The 19010-nt window shown below is 44.4% G+C and carries 19 protein-coding genes; all 19 read right to left on the bottom strand.

What is annotated here, in order from left to right; translation table 11 throughout:
- Position 1 precedes the first annotated feature (1 nt).
- A complete protein-coding gene (locus tag DWZ47_RS08880; protein ID WP_004311048.1) occupies positions 2-3859 on the bottom strand; it encodes a trifunctional MMPL family transporter/lysophospholipid acyltransferase/class I SAM-dependent methyltransferase in 3858 nt (1285 codons plus the stop codon).
- Positions 3856-5046 (bottom strand): DUF2062 domain-containing protein, encoded by a 1191-nt coding sequence (locus tag DWZ47_RS08875; RefSeq protein WP_008776725.1) that lies wholly within the window; start codon positions 5044-5046, stop codon positions 3856-3858. Before DWZ47_RS08875 ends, DWZ47_RS08880 begins: the two co-directional genes overlap by 4 nt.
- Entirely contained in the window at positions 5043-5477 is a 435-nt protein-coding gene (locus tag DWZ47_RS08870; protein WP_004311046.1) for a 3-hydroxylacyl-ACP dehydratase, read from the bottom strand. Before DWZ47_RS08870 ends, DWZ47_RS08875 begins: the two co-directional genes overlap by 4 nt.
- Positions 5478-5480: 3 nt before the next feature.
- A complete protein-coding gene (locus tag DWZ47_RS08865; protein WP_004305461.1) occupies positions 5481-6041 on the bottom strand; it encodes a hypothetical protein in 561 nt (186 codons plus the stop codon).
- Positions 6016-6651, bottom strand: a complete 636-nt coding sequence (locus tag DWZ47_RS08860) for a LolA family protein (protein WP_004305460.1) — start codon at positions 6649-6651, stop codon at positions 6016-6018. Before DWZ47_RS08860 ends, DWZ47_RS08865 begins: the two co-directional genes overlap by 26 nt.
- A 13-nt stretch (positions 6652-6664) precedes the next feature.
- Positions 6665-7342: a polysaccharide deacetylase family protein gene (locus DWZ47_RS08855; RefSeq protein ID WP_004324729.1), complete on the bottom strand. Its 678-nt coding sequence runs from the start codon at positions 7340-7342 to the stop codon at positions 6665-6667.
- Positions 7339-8337, bottom strand: a complete 999-nt coding sequence (locus DWZ47_RS08850; protein WP_008776727.1) for a beta-ketoacyl synthase chain length factor — start codon at positions 8335-8337, stop codon at positions 7339-7341. The genes DWZ47_RS08855 and DWZ47_RS08850 overlap by 4 nt, the downstream gene beginning before the upstream one ends.
- Positions 8338-8361: 24 nt before the next feature.
- Complete coding sequence (locus tag DWZ47_RS08845) at positions 8362-9552, bottom strand: beta-ketoacyl-[acyl-carrier-protein] synthase family protein (protein ID WP_004311043.1); 1191 nt, start codon at positions 9550-9552, stop codon at positions 8362-8364.
- A 3-nt stretch (positions 9553-9555) separates the two neighbouring features.
- Entirely contained in the window at positions 9556-9837 is a 282-nt protein-coding gene (locus DWZ47_RS08840; RefSeq protein ID WP_004297289.1) for a phosphopantetheine-binding protein, read from the bottom strand.
- Positions 9830-11602, bottom strand: coding sequence for a beta-ketoacyl-[acyl-carrier-protein] synthase family protein (locus DWZ47_RS08835; protein WP_004311041.1), 1773 nt, complete (start codon positions 11600-11602; stop codon positions 9830-9832). The genes DWZ47_RS08840 and DWZ47_RS08835 overlap by 8 nt, the downstream gene beginning before the upstream one ends.
- Positions 11587-12030, bottom strand: a complete 444-nt coding sequence (locus DWZ47_RS08830; RefSeq protein WP_004324733.1) for an acyl-CoA thioesterase — start codon at positions 12028-12030, stop codon at positions 11587-11589. The genes DWZ47_RS08835 and DWZ47_RS08830 overlap by 16 nt, the downstream gene beginning before the upstream one ends.
- Positions 12027-12464: a hydroxymyristoyl-ACP dehydratase gene (locus tag DWZ47_RS08825; RefSeq protein ID WP_117512925.1), complete on the bottom strand. Its 438-nt coding sequence runs from the start codon at positions 12462-12464 to the stop codon at positions 12027-12029. Before DWZ47_RS08825 ends, DWZ47_RS08830 begins: the two co-directional genes overlap by 4 nt.
- Positions 12461-13531, bottom strand: coding sequence for a class I SAM-dependent methyltransferase (locus tag DWZ47_RS08820; RefSeq protein WP_004311039.1), 1071 nt, complete (start codon positions 13529-13531; stop codon positions 12461-12463). Before DWZ47_RS08820 ends, DWZ47_RS08825 begins: the two co-directional genes overlap by 4 nt.
- Positions 13532-13549: 18 nt before the next feature.
- Complete coding sequence (locus tag DWZ47_RS08815; protein WP_004305451.1) at positions 13550-14467, bottom strand: acyltransferase; 918 nt, start codon at positions 14465-14467, stop codon at positions 13550-13552.
- Positions 14468-14469: 2 nt separating this feature from the next.
- Entirely contained in the window at positions 14470-14721 is a 252-nt protein-coding gene (locus DWZ47_RS08810) for an acyl carrier protein (protein WP_004297295.1), read from the bottom strand.
- 21 nt (positions 14722-14742) lie between these two features.
- The gene (locus DWZ47_RS08805) at positions 14743-15966 is read right to left on the bottom strand and encodes a beta-ketoacyl-[acyl-carrier-protein] synthase family protein (protein ID WP_004297296.1); all 1224 of its coding nucleotides are present in this window, start codon (positions 15964-15966) and stop codon (positions 14743-14745) included.
- 26 nt (positions 15967-15992) lie between these two features.
- Positions 15993-16721 (bottom strand): 3-oxoacyl-ACP reductase FabG, encoded by a 729-nt coding sequence (gene fabG / locus DWZ47_RS08800; protein WP_004297297.1) that lies wholly within the window; start codon positions 16719-16721, stop codon positions 15993-15995.
- A gap of 1 nt (position 16722) precedes the next feature.
- Positions 16723-18246: a histidine ammonia-lyase gene (gene hutH / locus DWZ47_RS08795; protein ID WP_117512863.1), complete on the bottom strand. Its 1524-nt coding sequence runs from the start codon at positions 18244-18246 to the stop codon at positions 16723-16725.
- 207 nt (positions 18247-18453) lie between these two features.
- On the bottom strand, positions 18454-18885 hold the full coding sequence (locus tag DWZ47_RS08790; RefSeq protein ID WP_004324741.1) for an acyl-CoA thioesterase: 432 nt from the start codon (positions 18883-18885) through the stop codon (positions 18454-18456).
- Positions 18886-19010 lie beyond the last annotated feature (125 nt).

The following is a 19010-nucleotide window of genomic DNA, read 5'->3' as shown; positions in this document are numbered from 1 at the left end:
ACTAGTTCGGTTTTCTAAATATGTAAATGGTGTTTGATGTATATTTGTCATTAGGAATGATTTCGACAGCCATTCCACAGGCGACTGCTATTTCCCGTAATTGGGTTTCAGTGGTGAAATACAGCTCTCCGGTTGTCCGGTTGAAGTTGAAGATACGGGTGGATAGTAATTCCGTGAACCGGGTTAACCGGTGCTTGGAAGCGTTGGCTGAATTTCCGTCGCGTATGATAATCATTCCTTGTGAACGCAAGCGACCGGCACATTTCAACAATAGGGTTTGTTGATGTTCGTAGCTCATATAGTGAAGCATGTCGTTCAGGATAAAGACATCACTTTCCGGCAGGGGATATTCCAATGCATTGCCATGCTTGAACTGGAGATGCTCGTTGCGTAACCATCCGTGCTGCGCCAGCGCTATCTTGTCTTCATCGTAATCAATACCCAGGATTTCCCGGTCCTCGGAAAGCAGAGACAGCATATAGCATAACGGGCCGAAGCCGCAACCGATGTCTGTGATTTGCCCTTGGACGGGAATCAACCGGTTGAATAGCCGGTAATTCTTTTCCATCTTTACTTTAATACGGATATACCATTCTACGACGGGACCTTTATAGATATAGTTCTGGATAAGAGCTTCGTAGAACGCCGGATTGTCCGTCGTGTTCTGTTCACGGCAGATACGGGCATAAACCTCTTTCATGTAAGCGGATATGCGTTTGGTACGCTCCTGATAAGTACTTCCGAAAGACAGATCGTCTAGTGGTATACGGGGAAGTATTTCTGTATAGATGATTCCTTTCCGGATATTGAAAGGCTGTGCTTTGGCAATGATTTTGTTATTACCGTAAAGCAGGATCGGCAGAATATCCAGTTTCAATGCTTCTGCCAGATAGAATGCTCCTTTGTGGAAACGTTTCATCTTTCCGTTATAGGTACGTGTGCCTTCCGGGAAAATGGCGATGGAGTAGCCCTCCTTCACTTTTTTCCGCATCCGTTCCATATATTGCTCGTATCCTTCGCCTATATAATAGAAGTCGACATAACGAATGATGGCTCCGAAGAAAGGAGAGTGCCATACCCAATGGTTGGTTACCATCAGGATTTTAGATGAAAGAGACAGCAATACCAGAATGTCGATGAACGACTGGTGGTTGGCAATGATAATTGCCGGATGCCGGAAGCGTTCGTTGGCTTTGTTGATATGTTCTTTTTTGACGGCGGTGGCCAGTAGCAAAATTCCTTTGCAGGTGATTTGTATCAGGCGGCACACCAAACGCTGCTTGCTGCTTTTGCGCACAGGCACCGGATAAAGCAGGATAATCAATATACGGAGGACGATGCAGCCGATAAAGAAAAGCAGGAAGAGCAACACGGTACGTATCAATCCGATAAGCGTATAAGGCGGTAATCCTTTGGAAGCGGGGCCTGCGATGAAGAACCGGAAAATGAGTGGCTGAATGGTATAAGCCACCAGTACCACTGCTATCATACCCAGAATGGAAATCAGGGAAATGGATTGCAAAGCCGGGTGTTTGGCAAACACAAGTGCTCCCATACCGACCACTGTGGTGAAGGCGGAGAAGAAGATGGCTGTTTTATGGGAATTCAACACCTTCTGACCTGTACGGTATTTGTTTTGTAGCCCGTCCATAATGAAGATACTGAAGTCATCTCCAATGCCAAAGATAAAGGTGGACAGGATGATGTTGATAATATTGAACTCAATCCCCAGAATTCCCATCAATCCCAAGATGATTACCCAGCTGATTAGCATTGGGAGAAAGCTCATCAGGGTAAGTTCGATACGTCCGTAGGAGAACCATAGTGCAAAGAATATGAGGAAAGAAGAGATGTACAGAATCAGGTAAAAGTCGTCATTGATGGCCGATACCCATTTGTTGGCAAAATAGGAACGGTCGAAGATGACTACATTCGGGTCTTTATTAAAGTTCTGGTACACAGCTTCCTTATTCGGTTCGCTGATCCGTATCTGGCTGATAAGCATGGTGATGGAATCGGCAGAGGTTTGCCATTCATTCAATAGCTTGCCGGATAAATCGTCTTCTTGCGCGGTGTAATGATATTCACCGAAAGGCTGGTTCATCCATTGATAAAAAGGTTCGAAGCTTCCCGGGCGGAAACGATATTCGGCGGCAACTGTTTCCAACTGTTCACGGACTTGTTGCTGTTTTTCATCCGTCCAGTAATCTTTCCATTTCTTCAGGCGTTTTTGCTGCTCTTGCGGAGAGATCAGAAACTGTGAGGCGGAGGCATACTCTTTGATGAGTCCCTGCTCTTTCAGTGCCGATAACTTCTGATTGGTCGTTGCATAAATTTCGGTAGCCTGATTCATGTCTTTGCCCACACTGACAAAAAGCACGGTCTTTTCGTCGTTGTCGAAGAGTTGCAGTAATTTTTCTTCCGATTGTTGGAGATGGCGGGGCTCATAGTTGAGACTCATCATATCGTTGTTGAAGCCTACCTTTTGCGAAGTAAACAAACAGATCACTGTAATGAGGAGGATGCCGCCTACCAGCCATTTATTCTTTTCGTAAGAATAAGCATTTATTTTCTCGATGATGCGTAGTATGCGTCCCTGTTTGACGTCTGCCTGTCCTTTCAGAAAATGAGGCAGGTAAATGAGACAGAAGAGGGTGGTGCCCACCAATGCCAGAGAGGCAAACAATCCGAAGTCGCGTAACAGATCGGAACTGGTGAATATCAATCCCAGAAATGCGCCGATAGTGGTGAAACTACCTACCGTAAGCGGATAGGCTATCTCTTTAATAAGTTGTTGAACGGTGGAAACATGGTTCTGGTGTGCCAGCATGTGAATGGAATAGCTTAGTGCAATACCCATCACTGCCGAACCAGCTCCCACTGCAATGGCGGAGATACTTCCTTTGATAAAGAAAATGAGAAACAGGGCAAATAATCCTCCGAACAGTACTGGAGTAATAATCAACGGTATCGATCTCTTTCGTTTAAAAACGAGTGAGATGAATACAATGATGATAAGCAGTGCCAGAGAGGAGGTCAGGATGGTATCTTTCTTAATCTGACGGGCGTTGTAGACTCCCACGGAGGGACCGCCGAAGTATTCAGCTCGAATGGTAGGAGATTCTCCCTGTACGTGCTTGAGCTCTTCTTCGAGTATCTTTATCAGTTCGTCGTTCTTTCCGGTGCTGCCTGTACTGAATACCGGGGTAATGAACATAAGTAAGGTGGAACCGTCTTTGGAGAAGATATGTTCGTCATAAATCTCGTAGTTGGCTTCCAACTGGAAATCTTGCAAATGTTTCAGGGTTTCGCTTCCCAGTCCGAGCGGGTCCCGGAGAATATAGCTTCTTAATGCAATTCCGGCAGGAGAGAGGAGATTGGTATAATTCTTTTGCATGACAGCCTGTATCCCTTTATCCGTCAGTAAGGAATCGAAGCGTTGATAGTCCGTATCTGTCAGGAAAAGCGGAAGATGTTCATAAACGAAGTCTGTGGCTCCTTGGATGAGGCTTTGGTCTACCTGTGCGAGAATTCCTTTAATCAGTTTTCCTCCGGCTTTTTCAGTCAGGGTTTGTTGCAGTTGTCCGGCTGCTTCTATCAGGGAGTCGGGTTCTACGCGGTGGCAGGTATCTGCCGAGGATAACATAATGATAATCTTATCCTTAATCTTGAGATTGTCGAATACTTTGATTGTGTTCTGGGAATCTTTAGTGTCGGGGAAAAATTGTGTGATGTTCTCTTCGAACCTTACTTGCAGGGCAAAGAATCCCATTAACAGGACACAACTGATGAGTGACAAATAGAACAGAATCTTGTGCCTCTCGAAATAATCATATAGTCCGATAAAAAACTGGGTCATATCTTTTTTTTCCTACACGCCGTGAGCAGAATGAACGCGATGGTTCCTGCCAGTATGCTGCAACCGACTGCAAAGATAACACTTCCTATTAAATATTGCTCTATGACTGATTTTACATTTTCAAAAGAAAGTTCGTTTAAATGCAGATTGACAGGATCTCCCAGCACTTTGCAACCGGTTACGTAACTGCCGTACAGCAAAAATGGAATCATCGGAGGGATACTGATATTGGCTGCTACAATAGCTATGACTTTATTCAGTCTGAACAAATGTGCCAGAAATAACGTGATTAGCATTTGATATCCCCATACCGGAACGATCCCCATGAATACGCCGAGTGTGATGGCAGCCGTGATCCGCAGATTAGATTCGGGGGAGTGGGTGACATGATCCGAGAAAAACTGCTTGCAGTTCTTCCAGGTCAGTTTACGGAAGAAGTTCCGGGGGATGATCCAAAGGAAAGTGACGAGCACCAGTACTGTGTTCAGGATACTGATACGGGTGAAATCGCGGAACGGTCGGAAATGAGAAACTCGCTCTTCCTGTGGCGGATAATAAACATGTACCGGAATGTTTTTAACGGTAATGCCTCCCCAGGCAGCAAAGACAAGTGCTTCCAACTCAAATTCGTATTTGGCGGTGTAATACCACTTGTCCACATTCATTCGTTGGATGGGGTACAGGCGGTAGCCGGATTGAGTATCTTGCAGTTTGATACCTGTTTCGAGGGTAAACCAGAAGTTGGAAAACTTATTGGCAAATGTATTCTTTCCCGGCATATTGTCCGAGGCGAGGTTACGGGCACCTACCAATAATGTGTCCGGTTCCTTTTCTATGGCTTCGATCAATGCAGGGATATCCGAAGCGAAATGCTGTCCGTCAGAATCAATGGTGATAGCATACCGGAATCCTTGCTTTTTGGCAAAGGATAGTCCATGTCTCAAAGCTACTCCTTTTCCTTGATTGACAGGGTGGGTGATGGTATGTAAGTTAGATTCCCGGCTAAGTATTTCGGCAGTTTCATCTGTAGAACCGTCGTTGACAACAAGGATATCGGGGGCGTAGAAACGTACACTTTCTATGACGTCCGCCAGTGTCTTTCCATTGTTGTAACTTGGGATGATAACGATGATCCCTAATTGTTTCAACTTCTCGTGCCAATAGGCTGTACTTATTTGTTCCTTCATACTGTCGGGGTAAGTGCAGCTTTTAGTTTGATGAAACATTCGTTCTTTACGGTATTTTCCTCTACAGTGCTCTCTTTCACAGTACTCTTTTTTACAGCTTCCTTCTTTATAGTCCCTTCCGCTTGCAACTGAAGTGTACCTTCTTCTGTCTCTTTAAAAGTCAGTGCCACCGAAATATGCGGTGTTTCTATAGGATTGATAGCCGAAAGAAACTTGCAGGAAGACACTTGTGTTACTTGCAATTTTTGCTGGCGAATGTCTTCTACACATTCCTTGATAAGTTGTAACAGGCAAACTCCCGGAACTACCGGATGTCCGGGGAAATGTCCCTGATAAACAGGATGCCCGGGATTCAACTTTACCTGGATAGTCCAGATCGTTGAGTCCGATGATTCGGAGGAAAGGATGGTATAGAAGTTATCAAGTAGCATATATTAAATCTCTTTAGATAGTTTGTCCAGACGGATCGTTAACCGAATCCACGGATGTTTGATTTTTATTTGTGCGGGATCGCCCGGAGTATTGCCAATGATGTAGACCACTGACTTTCCAAAGCCTTTTCCACTGGTTCTTTTTTCAGTAGCACTGTCTTTAGTCGTTTTCACACGAATATCTTTCCCACTTAAGAACAGACGTCTGAAATCCATCTCCAGAAGTTTCAGCACCTTTTCCTTTTTCATGGGTTCAATGCAACTGTTGACAGTAAACTGATCGTTGCGAAGAGAAAAATCGAAAAGGCTTAGTCCGAAGTAGGTAGACGCTACGATCCGGATTTCGTTATCAGGCATACGGCGTACTATTAGCATACCGCTCATGTGATGTTTCATGAAATCCAGTTGGATATTGTATTTTTGCGAGCTTTCTCCTTGTGTTAGTTCGATAGCGGGGAGCACAGTACTTCCTTCCCCGCTCATCCGTGGAGAGCAGGAAGTCTGGATCTGTATCCATAAGAACAGCAGAACCATCAGACTAACGAATCGCAAACTTCGTCTCATTCTTCAGGGAGTTGAACTTTTTATTATAGAATTCGTATTCTGTATAGTTTGTGGCTGTTTCGGACAGACGGAGTTTGTGTACCGACATATCTTTCTTGTCCAGATAGATTTCTATACCGGCAATATAGGCTTGTACCGCTTTGTTGGTCGGTTTTATTTTAACCAGATAGTATCGTGCGTCTTCAAAATACTCCAGCAGGTAGTTGGACGACATTTTAGACAGGTCGCCTATCATACACGCGGTCAGCATATCCTGCATCTGTGCCATCATTTTGTTCGAACTAAGATTCATGATGCTTTTCTTGCCATCCGAAACGATTTTGAGCTTACTGCCATTTATCACGATGAGATAATCCATCGGGCGGAAATATTCCATGCAGATTTTATGGGTCTTCTGGTAGTAGAACTTCCCTTTGGAAGTAACCTTCTCATCGAATACATCGAGATATTTCACTTGGGTGAAATCGCTTTCGATGGACTCTACGGTTTGCGCCTCCTTTGCCAGGCGGCTTTCAAACTCTGTCTTTTGCGCCATCTTTTTCATGCCCTGGGCATGGGTAGAGGCTATTGACAAGAAGAAAAGCGATAAATATATTAATAAAGTTCTCATACCTTTTTTTATTTTATGCCAATAGTTTGTCCGGACGGACAACGGTATATCCTTGTTCTTTCAGCAAATCCAAGATTTGTTTCACTAGCTGGTCGCTGTCCGGCATCCGGTCGTGCAACAGAATAATGGCTCCCGGTTCAAGACGTTTCCGAATCCTGGCAAGGACTTTATCCGGTGCTTGTTGTGTATCCAGTGTACGGATGCTCCATCCTATAGGGGTATATCCTAACTGTCGAACGGCTTTCGCAATCGTTGGATTAGTGACACCGAACGGCGGACGAAACAAACTAACCGGCTGCGAAGTTACTCGTTCTAGTTCACACTGACAAGTTTGCAAGTCTTTTTTCATCTTGGAGAGCCCGTATAGCGGGAATAAACCGGAATGGGTATGCGAATGATTTCCAATCAGATGACCTTCTGCCACCATTTTTTGCAAGATTGCTTCATTCCCTTTTACCTTATGACCGATACAGAAGAAACAGGCGGTTACCTGATATTCTTTTAGTACCTGAAGAACTTTGGGAGTCTGTAGGGAGTCGGGGCCGTCATCAAAAGTCAGGGCGACAATCTTTTCCGCAGTATGCTTTTTGCAAAATGACCGGAGGTAAATTCCCGATTGAATGCTATAAGAGGCATAAACGAGAAAAGACAGGAGCAAGAGCAAGCAAAGAAGGAGGCAAACGATTATCATACGCTTTTCCGGATTAGAATCAATGAATGATTGATGGAGTGGTGATGATTGTAAATCAATATATGGGTCGAGGTAGTGCAGTTGACCGATTCGTTCACTGCTTTCCATACCGCATACGATGTTGCGGTAGGATATTCACCACATTCATTCTTAAAACTAAGATGAACACTTTCCGGGAAAAGGTTTGTTTCAAGCTCTTCATAAATAGAGTTGCCATTGTCGACAGTTTGCTCGTGAGAGTCATCTTGATTGTGTGGCTTCTTGTTTTTCCCGGTAACCAACCACTGAATATCCTGACATTCTAAACCATTTCGTTGCAAAAAACGGATGATTCGGGAGCTGATTTCTTCTGTAGTCTGTTTCCTGATGAAAGTTTCGATTCCCTGTATTTCAGCCAACGGATGCTCTCCGGCTTCCCGACTTAACAGAAAGAATTGAGCACCTTCTCCGGCTGCTATCCCTTTCAGCATTCCCAGCCGTTGCTGAATCGTGTAACAGGTTTCTGTCATTTCATCGATGGCTCCCACAAGTATATTCTCGCTTCCTTCTTCTATTTTCATCATAGCGTCCAATAAAGCACTTTCAAAACTAAGTCCACGGTGGACATAAGTCATGTTGTAGGCATGTATTTGATGAATCAGAGCTATTTGTGCACCGATTGTATTGAATGTCGACTGGATAAAAGGAGTAGGATTCAGCATCCGCTCTTCATTATCCAATAGGTTGTTCAGGAATTTTTCCGTATCTGTCAAGCAGCCCAATCCTGTTGCTGTGATGATTCCTTGTATCTTTTCAGGAGATAGTTCACCCATACATTCCAATCCGCAAGCCACCCCCATTTTTACGATACGGCTCATGCGTCTGCGCAAGGTCGCATTGGTGATAATATCCTTATAATCGGGTTCGCAAGCCTGAAGATAAGGGCGATTATTTCCTGGTGAATGATCCTTTGGCGGATGAATGGAAGCGATGCGTTGAATATAAACTGGCTGCATAGGCTTAAATACTTAAAGGTGCGTTTATGCTGGAAAATTCGTTGCGGAAAAGAGGAGCGATGAATCGTTTCCTCCGAAACCGAAAGAGTTGGATAACACATGTCGGATGGGGATTCCTTCTTGAAAAGAGGTTTCCGGTATCAGTCCTGTTTCCGGCATCGCATCCGTAAAGTTCAGGTTGGGATAAATCAGCCCTTTATCTATTGAAAGAACGGAGTAAACAGCTTCAATTCCTTCGGAAGCTCCTAAGGTATGTCCGATAAAAGCTTTTACCGAACTAAATGGCGGAACGTGTTCTCCAAAGATTCTTCGGAGCGCCATGCCTTCTGACGCATCATTGCCGGGAGTACCTGTTCCATGTACATTGATATAATCGATTTTTTCAAGGGAAATACCACTGGAAGCGATAGCTTCACTCATTGACAGAAAGGCACCGTCCCCTTCAGGAGAACTTCCTGTTTGATGATAAGCCTCATTCGTATTGGCGTAACCGCTAAGTTCGCAATAAGGAGTTCTTTGGAGTGAACTTTCCGATTGAAGCACTAAGTAACCGGCACCTTCTCCCAGATTTAATCCGGTACGTGAGCGGTCAAAGGGACGGCAATGTGTTTTGTCCAAAATCATCAGGGAGTTGAATCCATTGAGCGTAAACCGGCAAAGTGCATCCGTACCTCCCACGATAGCAGCATCCAGTAGCCCGTGTTTAATCATTCTTGCTCCCAGCATGATGGCATTGGCTGCTGACGAGCAGGCTGTACTGATGGTGGTTATAAAATCATTGATACCCAAATACGAAGCAATCAATTCTGTACTGGCTCCGCAGTCGTGTGAAATTACTTCCCGTAACCGTCCCTGTCCCGGGTTTTTCTTGAAAGATTCATAGAAGTGCTCGCTCAAATCCATGCCGCCAACGGAAGTGGCGGAAATAAAACCGATACGTAATGGTGGTGTGAGTCCCGCATCTTTCATTGCTTCTTTGGCTGCTATCATTCCCAACAAGGCCGTACGTGATACAGTGCGTTGCGGAGGTAAAGAGATCAGTTGCTTTAGTTCCTCATTGCTACGTTTCACTTCGGATACGGGCACATCGAGAGCAGTCGGAAAAAGAGTTACTTTTCCGATGCCATGCTTTCTTTGTCTCAACGCTTCTATATTTTCGGAAACTCCGATACCGATGCCCGAAACAACTCCCAATCCGGTGACGTATATCTTCATCGGTTAAGCTTTGCGATTAGCAATGATGTAGTCTGCCAGTGTACGTACCGAGTAGAAGATTTGTTTTCCTTCACTGGGGTTCTCTATCTTTATACCGTATTCGCGTTCCAGAATCAGGATGATTTCGAGTGCGTCAATGGAGTCAAGGCCAAGACCTTCGTCGCCAAACAGAGGGGCTTCATTGTCAATATCTTCCGGAGTGATTTCTTCAAGGTTCAACTCTTCGATTAGTTTCCCTTTCACTTCGTCCATCAGTTCTCTTTTGGTTTGATCTAAATTATCCATAAATCGTTGATATATTATTAAGTTGTTTAAATTCTGCTTGATAATGTCCGTCCAGTAGTTCGCACCAGCCTATGATACAGGTGCGTAACTTGCCTTTTGCCATCACAATCCTTGCATAATCCTCTAATGAGGCAGCATCGGATTGCCGACGGACAAAGAATGTATTCTCTCCCTGAATCTTGTGCCGGATACAGATTTCTCCCAATACTACATTGGGGAGAGTGTAGACAAACACGGCAGGACTGGCTGCTTTGTCCCCTTCTTTACTGATGATTGCCTGATGTTTGCAGTCCGTATCCAGAGAGGAAGAAGCATTGGCAAGAATGATTCCAATCTCTTCCGGACGGTGGTGTGTATTTTTCAGTAAATATTCGGCAGCTACATATCCCAGCTTACAGAGGTTGTCCATCTTATAGAACTTCATATTGTTTTCTCCCAGATGCTTGTATGCTTCCCGGATGAACGGTGCAAAGTCAGTTTCCGAAGAGCTGAATACAGTTGTTCCTTTACTTTCTACTGCTCCTGGCCTGATTGTGACCATGTTGCCCGATTCCACCACTGCTTTGCAAACTGACGGAGCACTCGCTTTGTCGGTTGCCTGCAAGTTTACTTTCTGTTTCAGGTGAGCATCGGGGAGGGATAATACCAGTGCGGCATTACAGCCTCCGAAACCGGAAGCGGTTTTGATGCAGCATTTCATCGGCATCGGCTGATGAGTGGTATAGACAGTGATAGGCATGGGAACACCGAGTGTTTCATACCCTAAAGTTCCGTAGTATCTTCCTTCTTTTAGTTGCTCTATGCAAAGTATGGTTTCGATAATGCCCGAAGCTCCTAATGTATGACCGAAATAGGGCTTGAGGCTATTCACCGGAACTGCAGCTAATCCCGCCAGATGTATGGCTTTGGATTCCATTTCATCATTGTAAACCGTAGCTGTTCCGTGTGCATTGATAAAGCTAATGTCTTCGGGGAGTGCTCCGGCTTCTTCCATTGCCTGATTAATGGCTAGAGCTAAACCGTCCCCTGTTCGGGAAGGACCGGATATATGGTTGGCGTCATTGCTGATTGCTCCTCCGGAGAGAATAATATGATTCGCGTTTCCTTGAGTTTCTAAAAGAACAGCTCCACAGGCTTCGCCCAGACTTAATCCATCCCGTTGTATATCGTATGGTCGGCAAAGGTGTGCGCTGACAGATCGAAACGATAGAAAGCCGCTGGTAATGAAATGAGAAAGAATATCCCCACCTGCCACAATCACTCGTTTGTAACGTCCTGATTCTATCCATCTCTTAGCGACGATTAGTGCCGAGACTCCTGATATACAGGCATTGGAGATGACCTCTACCTGATTTGTCGCTCCAAAGAAATCTCCGATTCGTTCCGCCATTTTCCAAAGAAAAACCGGACTGTCAGCAGGTAATTCACTCAATAAATCTATATTTCCTTTAGTGGTAGATAATAACAAGGTACAATCCGGCTCCCGCAAGTCGGCTCCCGATTGAGAAATAACCTCTTGGATAGCCAGTATGAATAATTGCTCCATTCGGGTATAATCCGTAATCTGCATCAGCTTCGCCCGTTTTTCCAATTCCACAGAATCAATCATTCCCGCCAATAGGGGATGATCGGAAATTAGGCCGGCTTCTTGCATACGGATTCCGCTTCGGTAGTTATGGATGGCCTCCAGGTTTTCCGGGATGCCGAAACCTAACGAACTAATCAGCGTATGGGCTGTGATGTATATATTTAAAGGATATTCCATTTCTTTTTCCATTCCAGATAAAACGGAGGATTCATAAGCTCCAATTCTTTATTCAGGTTCAGGAACACTTGTATGGTGCTTCCGGTGGCTACTATACTCTGGTCGGTAGCCCGGTAGATAATGTATTCAAATTTTATCTTGGCTGCTTCACAGGCAATATAGCGCGTTTCGACAATCGCTTCTTCACCAAAAGATAGTGATTGTTTGAACTGACAGGTTAAATCCACGATAGGAACCATGTATCCCTCCCGGTAAATACTCATATAATCCAAACCATACTGTTTGCCAAAAGCTTCTCTTCCATCTTCAAAATAGCGCACATACTCACCATGCCATACAATCTGCATGGAGTCTATTTCGCTGAACCGCACTCTGAAGGTAGTCCGGTTAGTCAAAGCTGCAACCTGTTGATTCGTTTTCCGTTTCATTCTTTTTTTATAAATATTTTCATCCTGCATTCAGCTATCAGCTTGTCTTCCACTTTCACTTGTGCAGAAATCAATGTAATGTCGAATACCTCCTGTACAACGGTAATCTCCGTAAATAGTTTCATCCCGTTCTTTGGCAAATCGTAGATTTTAAGTTTGTCTACCGAGCCGATAAACCCTAACGGTACTTTTTCACCCTGCCGGGTATAAAGAAATCCGATACGTGCTGCTGCTGATTGAGCGATGTGTTCAATAATTCCTGCCTCTTGCAGTTTTCCGGTTTCGTAGAAAATATTATCAGCAGTAACAGTCAGTCCGGAATAGGAATGATTCTCTTCGATACCAAAGAAACTGTCCACCATCACGATGGGCGGACGCTGTGGAATCAAATTGAGTATTCCTTCTCCTTGTATGATAACTTCCCTGTTGTTCATTTCAATCTGCATTGTACAATGCTGTGTCCCATTCCTAAATGGTCATCTATCTTTTCAACTTCCAATCCCGCTGCTTTGATGCACCGTTCCATATCATCCGAATGATACATTTTGCTGTTACCATTTGCCATGGCTGTGAAATAAAGACTGATTTGTGTCAGGCAATAAGCGGCTGTGTCAAACTTTTGCCGGTTCCAGAAAGTTTCCATGATATAGAGGCGACTCTCCCCACTCATAGAACGGGCTGCACGGGTCAGTATGCTGGTTACTTCTTCTTCCGAGAAACAATCAAGGAACTGGCTCATCCAGATAGCATCGAACCCTGTCGGGAAAGGTACTTCGGGATCGAGCAGATTGGCGCCATACCCGTGAATACGCATTGCTCCGGGTAGGTCTTTAGTTTGTTGACGCATCATCTCCAATTGTTGCGGAAGGTCCATAATAGTTACTTCCACTGCATCGTCATAGCTTACGCATTTGGTCGCCCATCGACCGGTATTACCTCCCACATCCAGTAAAGTCTTGGGATGACGGGCGAAAACAATTGCCAAAGCTTCGTCAAACGAGCAATCCGAGTAATAATGATCGAAACCGAACCAGCTCTTTTGTACCTGTGAGGGCAAGCTTGACAGCCCTTCATAGATAGTGCTCCATTCGCCGAATACTTTCAGCCCTCCGGGACGTCCGTTGGTGAGAGCCTCTTCGAGATGGAACATTCCCAGATAGTTGACATCGTGGTTGAAATCCATATTGACACGTACCATCCTGTCGTTGAGCAGGAACCATCCGGCTTTGGCAAGGCGGTAAAGGTTTTCGTGCCGCAATACGGTACCGATCGTTAATGAGGCTTCCAGCAAAACTTGTGTTGCATAAGAAGACAGGCCACAAGCCTTGCTGATTTCTTCTTGTGTCATGCCTGCACGTTCGTCGGCTAGTAACTGGAAAATACCGAATTTGAGCATAAGGCGTGATACCTGAAACACGATGGGCCCGAAAGCTATTTCTTGTGCCAAGCGTTGTGCCTCTACCGCGGTCAACGGTTCCTTATCATATTGATTCTGTTGCATCTTTATTTTGTTATATCTTTATTTCAATCCTTTGGAGGGCGAACCGTCACTCGTGGTTTTCCAGAATGAGTAATAGTTGAACCATTGTTCCGGATGGCGTTTCAGTATTTGGTCCAAAGCGGCCGTATATTGTTCGAGCAGAGCGATCTCTGCTTTCTTTTCTTTGGTTCGTATGACTGGTTCCGTCCTTATAAAATGAAAACGGTAGGTTCTGCCCGGCTCTCTCATGGCAAAGTAGAATACCACCGGAACTTTCATTCGCGAACCAAGCAAGAAAGGACCGGCAGGGAAAGGAGCTTTCTGTCCCAGGAGTGTTCCTGTCAGCAGTTTCTCTTTATTCAGATAACGGTCGCCCTGGAAGCATACATATTCTTTCTTGTTTAACGCCTCGGTAATACGGAAAACGTGTGTCAGGTTATCTTCGTTGACGGGGATAATCTTAAAATCCTTGTCCTGACCATTTTTCTCCAATATCTCTTTGATTCTACGATGTTCGGCATCATACATCACGATATTGATTTTCTTTCCGTAATCGTCGAAGAAAGGAACGCCTATTTCCCAGTTTCCCACATGGGCACCAATCATAATTACTCCCTGTTCGCTGTTCAGCAATTGCAGAAATTCCGGATACCGTTCGAACTCAAACCGGTATTGATCGACTTTTCCGTTACCAATAGCTACTTTGTCAATCAGGATTTGCCCTAACCGGTAATAGTTGCGCAGCAACATACCCAAAGAGCGTATTCGGTTGTATTTCAGAATGTGGCGGGCATAAAACCAGGTGCTTTTAGTGGCTTTCGGAGCAAACGGTACGAAGTACAATACTACCAGACTTAGAAATATATAAGCGGCAGTAATGCCCAGATACTTAATCAGGTAAATAAAGAATAAGTATCCGAATGTTCCTCCCCGGGTTTTGCCTTTCCACGTCGACATATTTACTTGGCTTCCTGCATACGGGTGATAACGAGATCGTAGAAGTCCTGGAAGGTTTTGATACCCGCAAAATCTTGTCCGGTTACGTTGAAACCGAAGTTCTTTTCTACCAGTACCACCATATCGACCAAGTCCAGGCTGTCCAGTTCAAGAGTTTCCATTAACGGTGCATCCGGCTGGATAACGTCGATGCCTACTTCAAACTCTTCTGCCAGAGTGGTTCTTATTTTCTCGATGATTTCTTCGTTTGTCATATATCTGTTTTCTTTAGTAAATTATGGATTGATTTTGCGTATGATTAGCGTGGAATTGGTTCCTCCGAATCCGAATGAGTTGGAAAGGAACGTATCAAATTCCAGGTTTACCCGTTGGGTAGGTATATTTAATTGTGCAGAGGCCTCGTCCGGTTCCTCGAAATTGAGGTTGGGAGCGATGAAACCGTTGTTCATCATGAGGGTGGAATAAATCACTTCACTGGCACCGGCCATCCACATTTCATGTCCTGTCATAGACTTTGTGGAGGTCACATACGGGTGATGCCCTTCAAATACTTCCGCAATGGCTTTCGCCTCGTTCAAGTCACCTACCGGAGTTGAGGTGGCGTGTGCATTGATATAACTGATCTGTTCGAGTGCAATCCCTGCATCTTTGATGGCCATTTGAAGAGAACGTTTCGGACCGTCCACATTAGGCACGGAGATGTGATCTCCATTGGATGAAAAACCGTAACCGATGACTTCGGCCAAGATGGGAGCTCCTCTTTTTACAGCCGATTCATAACTCTCTAATACCAGACTGGCGGCTCCTCCACTCGGAATCAGTCCGTCACGTCGTTTATCAAAAGGTTTCGAGGCTTTCTCGGGGGCTGCTTCCTGGGTGGAAAATGCGCTTAGTCCGTCGAAACTTCCTACTGCATAAGGATTGACTTCTTGTGCGCCACCGCAAAGAATACAATCCTGTAATCCCGATTTTATAAGCAGGTAACCCATACCAATAGCGTGAGAACCGCTTGCACAGGCTCCGGCAATAGTGAAGTTGACCCCTCTAAGTTTGAAAATAACCGATAGGTTCATTGTCACGGTGGAATTCATCGACTGGAAAATAGAACCGGAACCCACTAGTGCAGTGTTTTTCTTTTCACGAATGATGTCCACTGCGTTAATAACAGGAGCGGCGCTACTATCATTGCCATACAAGATACCCACTTCGTTGGATTCGAGAAAATTCTCGTCAATCCCTGCATTACGGAAAGCCTCTAATGTAGCGAGATAAGCATATTCTCCCTGCTCCGGCAGACAGAGACGTTTACGGCGGTCCAACAACTTCTTCAAGTCGGGACGTTGCAATATCCCCGTTAATGCAGAAAAATAGCCCAATTCTTTCCGTACCGGATCTATGCCAATTCCCGATTTTCCATGATATAGTGAGTCTTTTACTTCATCCAGATTCTTGCCGATGCAAGAGTAAATCCCCATTCCCGTGATAACAACTCTTTTCATTATTTTGTCTATTCTATGCTTTTATTTTAAGTATATAGTCCTCCGTTGATGGAAATCACTTCTCCTGTGATGTAGGATGAGGCTGGAGATGCCAGGAAACCGACCAGGTCGGCAACCTCTTCCGGAGTGCCGAAACGTCCCGCGGGAATATGTTTCTTCCATTCGTTCTCATCAATTCCTTCCGTCATATCCGTACGGATGAATCCCGGAGCTACTGCATTGACTGTTACTTTCTTCTTGGCAACTTCCTGTGCCAGTGCTTTGGTAGCAGCTATTACGCCACCTTTGGCTGCGGAGTAATTGGCTTGGCCGGGCATTCCCTGAATGCCCGACAATGACACGATATTTACGATACGTCCATAACGTTTGACCAGCATATTCTTCAATAAAGGCTGTGTCACGTTGAAGAATCCGTTCAGGCTGATATCGAGCACTTTGCTCCATTCTTCTCCTGTCATCCAGAGCATCAGGTTGTCTTTGCGGATACCTGCATTGTTTATCAGTACCTCGATATATTCGTCGGGGTGTTGGGAAGCCCAGTTGCCCAAAGCAAGGGTGATAGCGGCAGGGTCGGTCACATCGAACTTCATCAACTCGCCATTGCTTCCTTTTTCCTGTACTAACTGCAACGTTTTCTCCGCTTCTGCGTCGTTATTCTGATAATTTATCAGTATAAAGTAGCCCATTTCCGCCAGTTTACAACTGACAGCACGGCCGATACCTCGGCTTCCTCCGGTTACTAATGCATATTTCATTTTATTTATCTTCTTTTTTGAGATAGTCTATCATCATTTCTATCTCTTTATATTTAGGTGTGTCATTCGTAAATACAGGGAAGAAACTGCGTATTTCTTCATAAACCTGCCGGCTTTTGGAACTTAGGCGGTCTTGTATTTTCAGGTAGTCGATAGCTTGTGCTATTCCCATGAACTGGATAGCCATTACCTGATAAGAATTCTCAATGACTGTTTTTGCTAATAGAGCCGAGTTGGTTCCCATGCTGACAATATCCTGATTGTCGTTGTTATTAGGAATACTGTGTACATACATCGGATTCGATAATGTCTGACACTCCGCTGTAGTGGATGTTGCAGTGAATTGCGAAGCCTGTAAACCATAGTTCAATCCAAGCACTCCCAAATTTACAAACGGAGGCAGGATGCCATTGATACGGTCGTGGAACAGATAGTTAATCTGTCTTTCGGAAAGCATAGTCAGTTTGGTCACGGCAATTTTCAACTTGTCCATTTCGAAAGAAATGTAATCTCCGTGGAAGTTGCCGCCATGATAAATATTTTGTGTATCCGGATCGACAATCGGGTTGTCACAGGCGGAATTTATTTCGTTTATTAATACTTCTTCCGCATTCTCCAGTTCATCGTAAATAGGACCGAGTATTTGCGGAACACATCGCAAGGAATAATAGGGCTGTACTTTGTGTTCGAAGATTTTCTCTTTATGCACCTGGTTGTATAGCTCGTTCTCTCTTTGAAGCACGCATTTACTGCCTGCCACCCATTCTCTCATCATAGCAGCTATTTCTTGTTGACCTTTATGATGCTTGGCCTCGTTTAATGCCTGTGCCATAAAATCATCATAAGAGGCGGCAATCTCATTCATCATTACAGAGGCAGCCACCGACCAACGGAGTAGTTTTTTTGCATAAATCAGATTGACAATACCGATGCCTGTCATTACAGAAGTACCGTTTGTAACGGATAAACCTTCACGAATACGCATGGAAAAAGGTTTCAGGCCGTTTTCCTGAAGTACCGTAGCTGCGTTACACAATTTACCCTGATAAAAAACTTCCCCTTCCCCTATTAACGTCAGGGCGATATGGGCCAGTTGTACGAGATCGCCGCTGGCACCTACACTTCCGTGTTCGGGTATGAACGGATAAATTCCGCGGTTGATAAATTCACAGAGGAGAGAAACCAGTTCCAGATGCACTCCTGACTTCCCTTGTAGAAAAGTGTACAAACGGGCAATCATAGCTGCTTTTACATAAAGTTCGGGAAGCGGTTTGCCGGCACCGGTGGAATGGCTTCGGATGATATTATACTGAAGGTCGATCAATGACTGATCTTCTATTCTGTATTGTGCCATTGGGCCGAACCCCGTATTGATACCATAAATAATCTTATCGCTGGAAAAGGATTGCAGAAAATCGAAGCTTTCCTCTACTTTTCGAATACATTCTTCAGAGAGTTCCAGCTTCTCATTATCAAACAATACTTTATGAAGGGTATCTAAATTTATACTTTTGTCAGCTATCATTTTCTGTACTAGATATTTTATGCCTTAATAATAAGGTGCAAAAATAGGCAATTTCTGTTATATAGCGGACATGAATCAGGATAAAACTTTTTCTAAGGAATTGGTTTTGCTTGTTTTGTTTCTTATTCGTGGGAGATTTGTTCCCCGGTACCGCTCGATGCTTTCATTGGTGCCGGAGGGTGTCTTCATCGGTGGGGGGGAATCAATCTATGCTTTTTGCAAATCCCGTCCTTCATACTTGCAGATCGCTTCTATCCATTCTTTGGTCAGTGGCATGGACTCATGTCTTTCAAGATCGAAAGTAACCATGATGGATTTGCAAACGCATTTCACTTCATTGGTTTTCGTGTCAATGACTTGTTGAACCAGATGAAAGCTTTTGGTACCTATCTTAGAGACGGCGGTTTGTACAGCGATGTGGTCGGATGCGAAAATTTGCTTAACGAAATTCGCTTCAATATGAACAACGACAATGCCAATCTTTTCCCAATCTACTCCCGGGCATACTGAACCGAAGTATTCAGTCTTTCCCAAGTCGTAAAAGGAGAAGTAAACCGTGTTGTTGACGTGACCAAATTTGTCTACATCATTGAATCGCAATTGGATAGGTAATGTGTGATGAAATACGATTTCTTCCATTGTTTTCTCTTAAACGTTTTAAATTCGACACAAAAATAGCACTTTTGCTTTCTTGCTTGAAATTGGGGCAAAGATAGATATTTCTGATGATTCTGTTCTCGGAGACGGGGGAGAAATTAGTTAAT

Origin of the sequence: Bacteroides sp. AF32-8BH, assembly GCF_003435205.1 — a bacterium.
Taxonomy (GTDB): domain Bacteria; phylum Bacteroidota; class Bacteroidia; order Bacteroidales; family Bacteroidaceae; genus Bacteroides; species Bacteroides ovatus.
The sequence above is the reverse complement of the archived record's forward strand: the minus strand, read 5'-3'. Positions and strand labels throughout refer to the sequence as shown.